This window comes from Erysipelatoclostridium sp. An173 (genome assembly GCF_002160495.1).
Lineage (GTDB): Bacteria > Bacillota_I > Bacilli_A > Erysipelotrichales > Coprobacillaceae > Thomasclavelia > Thomasclavelia merdavium.
Genome location: NZ_NFKR01000063.1, coordinates 1 through 7,006, shown reverse-complemented (window position 1 = coordinate 7,006; position 7,006 = coordinate 1). Strand labels below are relative to the sequence as shown.

2 protein-coding genes are annotated in these 7,006 nt (G+C 28.9%); one reads left to right on the top strand and one right to left on the bottom strand.

The genetic code is table 11. The features are described 5' to 3' along the window. Positions 1–417 precede the first annotated feature (417 nt). Complete coding sequence (locus tag B5F09_RS14015; protein WP_087374957.1) at positions 418–1,275, top strand: MurR/RpiR family transcriptional regulator; 858 nt, start codon at positions 418–420, stop codon at positions 1,273–1,275. Positions 1,276–1,342: 67 nt separating this feature from the next. Here B5F09_RS14015 and B5F09_RS14010 read toward each other — a convergent pair whose 3' ends face one another. Then, positions 1,343–6,532 (bottom strand): Ig-like domain-containing protein, encoded by a 5,190-nt coding sequence (locus B5F09_RS14010; protein ID WP_087374955.1) that lies wholly within the window; start codon positions 6,530–6,532, stop codon positions 1,343–1,345. Positions 6,533–7,006: the final 474 nt, after the last annotated feature.

Below are 7,006 nucleotides of genomic sequence, written 5' to 3'. Positions count from 1 at the left end.
TAGTGGCCCATTACACATATCAATCTCATATTTTTTCACGATTTCCCCTTCTTTCTAAAAGTATTATACAGAGTATTTCTTTAGAAGTGATGACTTTTCTAATTCTGAAACATCTTTATTATAGAACAAAAATATCTTTTAATCACTTTTAATTTACATTAAATTAATTATTTACTTATATAATTTTAAGATTGTTTTATATAATTTAAAATCAATAAAATAACAACTAAGTTTCTATATCATTATGATGATATCCTATTTATAGCTTTCTCATTATTTTTAAATATTTAAATTCATTTTAGAGATTAGAAATGAATGTTAAAAATGATTTATTTTATTAGAAAAGTAGCATATAATATTATAAACATAAATAATTGTTGTTTATTTCATAATATTAAAAGCATCGGAGTGAGTTTTATGAGTTTATTAAAAAAGCTTGAATTAGCTAATCATTTTTCATCATCTGAAAAAAGTATTGCTAGTTATATATTGAATAATACTGAAGAGGTTTTAAATCTTTCAACTATTGAATTGGCCAAAAAAACCTATACATCGCCAGCTACTATTGTCCGGTTATGTCAAAAATTAGATTTTAAGGGTTATAACGATTTTAAAATTGCATTATCTGCTAATTTACAATACATACTTTCACACCAAAAAAATATTAATGCAAATTTCCCATTTCAAAAAAATACTAATCTTTCTCATATAAGTAACGCAATTGCTAAATTATATAAAGAAAGTATTGATGAAACTCTTCAATTAATTAATGAAGATATCCTAAGAAAAAGTGTTATCTTACTTGATAACGCTAAAGTTATTGATATTTATGGTGTTTCTGGACCATTAAGAATTGCAAGTGATTTTCAATATAAGATGTTTAGAATTGGTAAAGATGTTCGAATTGCTCCAATGGTTAATGAACAGCTCTTCCAGGCAGCACAATCTAAAGCTGATCATTGTGCGATTCTTGTTTCTTACTCTGGAGAAACAGAAGAAGTGATTAAAGCTGCTCAAATCTTGAAGCAAAAGCAGATTCCAATGATCGCTATTACATCTATTGGCGATAATCAATTAACTAAGTACTGTCAATATATTTTAAATATTGATAGTCGCGAACAGATCTATAATAAAATATCAACATTAGGCTCTACTCTTTCAATCCACCTGGTTTTTGATATTTTATATACAGCTATTTTTTCTAGACATTATGATGAAGCATTATCATATAAAATTACAACTGATCAATTAATCGATCACCGAACTAATAAATAATTAGATAAAAATAGCAGTTCTATTTATCGCTTAATATTAAAAGAAAGAAATCTGTTAACAGATTTCCTTAATTTTTATAACATTTACGTTTTTTGTTTAAACAAATCATTACTCCAATTAGTGATCCAATTCCTACTGTAGCATATAGGCTTACATTACTGCTATCACCTGTTTTACTTGCAATAGAATTATCAGCTGCATTTTCTTTTAATTGTAAACCATTATATGCATTTTGCAGTTTGCTTAATAATGCTTGACATTCTTCTGATGTTAAATCATCACTCATCTTTTCTTTAACTTCTTTTAAAACTGCTTTTAAATGATCGACACTTTCTTGTTTATATAATGATAAATCAAGATTTTCAATCTTTTCAATCAACGCCTTTAAAGTAGTTAAATCTGCTTTAAGCTGTAATTTTCCATAACTTTGTACCAGTTCATAATAACATTCATAAATGCCTTGTGTAGTCATTTGATCACTTTGTAAGTATTGTTTTGCTTTTTCTAAACTTTCTTTTAACTGTGCTTGACTTTGTGATGTATATAGATCCCAGTCAATTTTTTCGATTTCTTCAATTTTTTGTTTTAATAAATCATAATCATCCTGTTTAATCAATTGTTGATATCCTTCTTGTAATTTTGCTATTGCATTAGCAATCTCTTCTTTTGAAGAATCATCATTAATTTGATCTTCTACTTCTTTAACAATCTCCATCAATGACTGATATGATTTATCTGTATATAATTTTGAATCTAATCCGTTAATTTCAGCAATTAATTTTTGTAATGTTGTTTGATCTTCTTTTAATTCTAAACCTTGATAAGCTTGATTTAATAGTGTAGCTGCATCATTTAACTCACTTACTAATAAATCTTTAGTTGTTAAGATTTGTTCAACACTATTAATTGCATCTTTTAGATTTTTAACAGTTGATGGTTTATATAAAGACTCATCAATATTTTTGACTTCATCTAATAGATTATTAATATTTTCTAAACTATCATCATTTCCAGTAATATTAATGCTTATTGGTTTACTATAAGCTTCCTGATTGTTTTGATCAACTACTTTTACAACAAGATTTACTGTCGTATCATAAACCGGAAGATTAACATTACCATCTAAATCAATAATTTTTTCACGATCAGATGAATATAAAGATAATGTATATTTATCATAGACTGGTAATACTACTTTATTATCATAAATTGTTAAATCAGTAATTGAATCAGCTATTTTTTGAGCATTTTCTTCAACAACATTTACTTCTAAAGTAGCAATCTTTCCATCAACGTTGGCACTTATAGTAGCTTTACCAGCTTTAACAGCTATCATTTTTCCGTTTTCAATTCTTACAACATTTTCATCTGAGCTAGAATAAACAGGTAATGGATATGTTGCATTTTCAGGTAATACCTGTATTTGTAGTTCTTCTTCTTGGCCTACATATAATTCTTTTGTTGTATCAGTAAAATTAACACTATCAACATTAACGATTTTTGAATTATCATATACTTCTAATTCATAAATTGAATAACCATATTTATTTGCTGGTGTAAGTCCAGTAATTCTTACATATCTAGCATCAACAGGATCAAAGTTTACAACATCATCAGTTCCATCAGTAATATCGCGCATTTCTTGAACGACTTTAAATACCTTATCTTCACCGGCTACTTCAACGTTATAATCAGTAGCTCTAGCTGCTTCCCAATATAACTTAACTGTATCAATAGTCTGTACTTTGCCAAGATCTACTGTTATTGAAACACTTCCACTAGACATGTAAGCAGATCCCCATCTTGATGAATAATCACCATCAACTGCCAATGATGCTGCTTTGTCAGTTTTATTATATTCTGAAGTCGCTGAAATATCTTTTTTGTATGCTAGATTTTCTTCTAAAACATTTATTGGAATCTTAATTGTCTGTTTATCTTTTAAAGTAACAGTTAAATAAGTTGTTCCCGTACTTTTTGCAGTAATTAAACCTTGATCATCGATTGTTGCGATTTCAGGATCTTCACTAGCAAAAGTTAATTCTGGTTTACCATTTAATGGTGCCGCTTTAACATCAAGCTGTGTTTGTTTTCCAACATTTAAAGTAATTCGATCTTGGACAACATTCATTGAAATTACGTCGTCATCTTCTTGATTATATATAATTTCTGCTTTAGCAATCATTGGATTGTAAATCTTAGAATCATTTTTAATTTCAAACTTAACGAAATTATACTGATTATCACCAGCAGCACTTACAGTATATTTAGAAAAATCACTTGCTCCAGGTGCTGTTCCAACTTTGGTAATAGTTGCATCAAGCAAGTCATAATGAATACCATCTTTAGACATATAAATACTTGCCTGATCACTACCAAAGCTAGAATTACTAAACACTTCAAAAGTAGCTTTTTGAATATCTTTATAAGCATAAACGATACTTTGTGGGGTATCACTAGTTCGTTTAATTAATATTTCACCAAATTTTTGAGGACTGTTTTCATAAGTAAAAGATCCATAATCATACATCAAATCAAAATTATTAATTTCATCTACAAAATAGCCACCAACAATTTGAAGTGGATAATAAGCCGCTAATGATTTATCCTGTGTTTCAATAACAACTACAACATTACCAGTTTCTTTAGCAGTTAATAAACCATTTTCATCAATCGTTGCTTTTGATGTTGCTTGCCCATTTGTTTCTACAACTGAATATACAACTTCTTGTGAAATCTGTTGTGGTAAAACTGAAACATCAAACTGTAGTGTTTCACCTTTTACTACATAATCTTCTTGATTATTAATAACAATTTCAGACGCAGATTGTTCACCATATAAAATTGTTCCACCACCATATTGAGGGTCGTAAGTATTATAGCCCGCACTTTTCATTATTACTCTTAAATATTGCCATTCAACACTTCGATCCATTTCTTTTGGTGTAATAACAAATGGATACCATGATGAACTTAATTGATCTTGAACTTCAAAATTTAATTCAACATCTTCCCAAGTATTTCCATCTTTAGAAACTTGAACGGTAAAGTTTCCTGAAGAACCTAGACTAGATTTTCGCGAATATACTTTTAACTCAAAATCAAAAATTCCATCTGCCTTATATGTAATAATACCTGGTTTACCATTTGGATCACTATCAATACGCTTAATAGTTTTAGCGTTATTAAAGTTAGCTGAATTATCATCGCGAACAACATCTTGATAAGATATTGCTACATCGAGATTTTCTAAATCATCAATCAATGTTTTAGTCGTGGTTGCCACAAAAGTAATAGTATCACTAATTTGCGGATTATCTTTAACATAACCTGTAACATTAAATTGTCCGGCCCTATTTGCAACCAATTTACCATCTTGATCGATTGTGGCAATATCTGTTTCATTACCAAAATAATCAGTAACTTTCCATCTCATTTCTGCTTTAGAAATTGATGGCGTAAAGCTTGTTTCCATTTGATATGTTTGACCAACAGTAATCTTATCTAAATTTGATTGTTCATAAATATCTACACCAGTTACTGCTGGAGTTTGACCAGTTGTCAAAGTCATTGGATTACTTTCACGTTCATGCCCTAATGTTGTAAAAATCATACAAGTATTAGCCGGCATTGTAACTTCTAATCCTTTTGCTAAATCAACATTTTCCAAAGTATCATAAACTTCTAATTGTCCTTTGTCATTCATTGGACGATCACCATCATAGTAATAATACTGGTTAAGAGTTGCCTTCCCACTTGCATTTGGAACATTTAATGTTATTGTTTGTTCTTTATTTGAAGTATTAACTACAGCAATACTTAAATCAGCTTGATTATTACCACGATTAATTATTCCTGATGTAGCTCTTACATAATCTATACCACTATCAGTTGTTTCTAAAATCTGCATTCCAGAAGGAAAATAACGGCATAACATTGACCAAGTGTAATACCAAGGTTTTAATTGTTCATCACTAGCTTTAACAGTATTAGCACGGCCAGTAACATTATTTTCAGCATTTTGAGCTGCCATTTCTTCACCTAGTTCATTCCAAAATCCCCATATTTTAATATCATTATCAATATTAGGATCTCCTGTAGGAGTATGAACTTTGTATTGACGACCTTCTTCAGTTGAAGCTGCTGATCCATATTGATCTTTAAAAGTATTAACAATATCATTGTGTTGAACATGCATACTATCTTCAAAGCCCCAAACACTACCAAACTTCATACCAGCTCTCATTGCTTGTAAAGCATAATCAAAAATATCAACACCATATTCATATTTTCGACCATTTAATTGGCAATCACCAGGCCCAGTTCCAGAAAGTCCCATTTCACCAATACCAAAACCTTCATTTTTAACATTTTCATCAAGTTCTTCAGCAACTGTTCTCCAGTTTTTTAATTTAGTTTCAATCAAACCTGACTCAACTTCACTTTTTGGTGCATAACGGTGAATTTCTGTCATTTCAATAATATCTTTCAAATCTTCACTCTTTGCTTGTTTAATCCAAGCTTCTTGACCATCATAAACATCAGGTCCAACAATTTTTATATTCTCAATTGCTTCAATCCCTGAATTATCCATTTCCTGACGAAGATTTTTCATTGCAGTTTTCCAATTATTATAAGATTCTTCATCAGTTCCACCATTATCTCTTTTATAATAGTTAGGCTCATTGATCATATTATAATACTTAATACAAGTATATCCTTTATCAACGATTAAATGTTCTAGACAGTCAACAATCATTCTTGCCCAAGTTGGGCTGCTCCAGTTAACTGTTTTTCCATATTCATCATAAGATAAATAGCCACGTTCACTAATACTGCGCCATTCACCTAAGATAATTGGAACATTATTGGCCTCAGCAAAGTCTAAAATTTTATAGACTCTTTTCATCATTACTGATTCCCAATCATAAATTGGTGTTCCATCATCTTCAAAACCAATACAATAACTATCACCATCATGCAACATAACACGCATAATATTAGGTTTTAAAAATTCTGCTTTTTCATAAAAAGAATTCCATTGTTCATCTGTATAATCATATAAATCACTAGGATCCCATTGAACACCAAAACCTTCAAAATCCTTAGTAATAATATTATCAGTATTCATATAAATAATACCATTACCATCTTCCTTAGCTTCAACTGTAGGATTTTGAAGATAAAAAAATGGCAAAATCATTACTAAAGATAATAAACATATTCCAGTTTTTTTCATCAATCTTTTCACTTTCATCTAGACTTTTCCCTCCTTGTATTGTCATTTTATCACGCTAAAATTTCTTCAACAACATTTTCGAAAGAGCTTACAAAGCCGTTTCGTTTTCTTTTCAAAAAAATGAAAAATTATAAAAAATCTTTTCATTTTTTTAAATATAATCAGAAAAATTAATCATTATAAATAACTATTTTTATACAAGCATAAACGATCTATTAAATATATAAAAATGAGATAATTTTGAGATTATTTACTCCTTGTTTTATGATATAATTACTTTGTCGATTAATCATACTAACTGTATAAATTCAGCCTATTTTGATTATATAAATTGACTATCTTTTGTTTTTTCTAACTATAAAATATTTTCTATTCTTTATATCATCAAAGGAGTTTATTTTATGGCTAGTATTTTTAAAAACGACATTGTTTTAAAGGATTTCTTTAAAAATCCTCGTTATTTCGCTGATTTAGTTAATGTCATTTTGTATA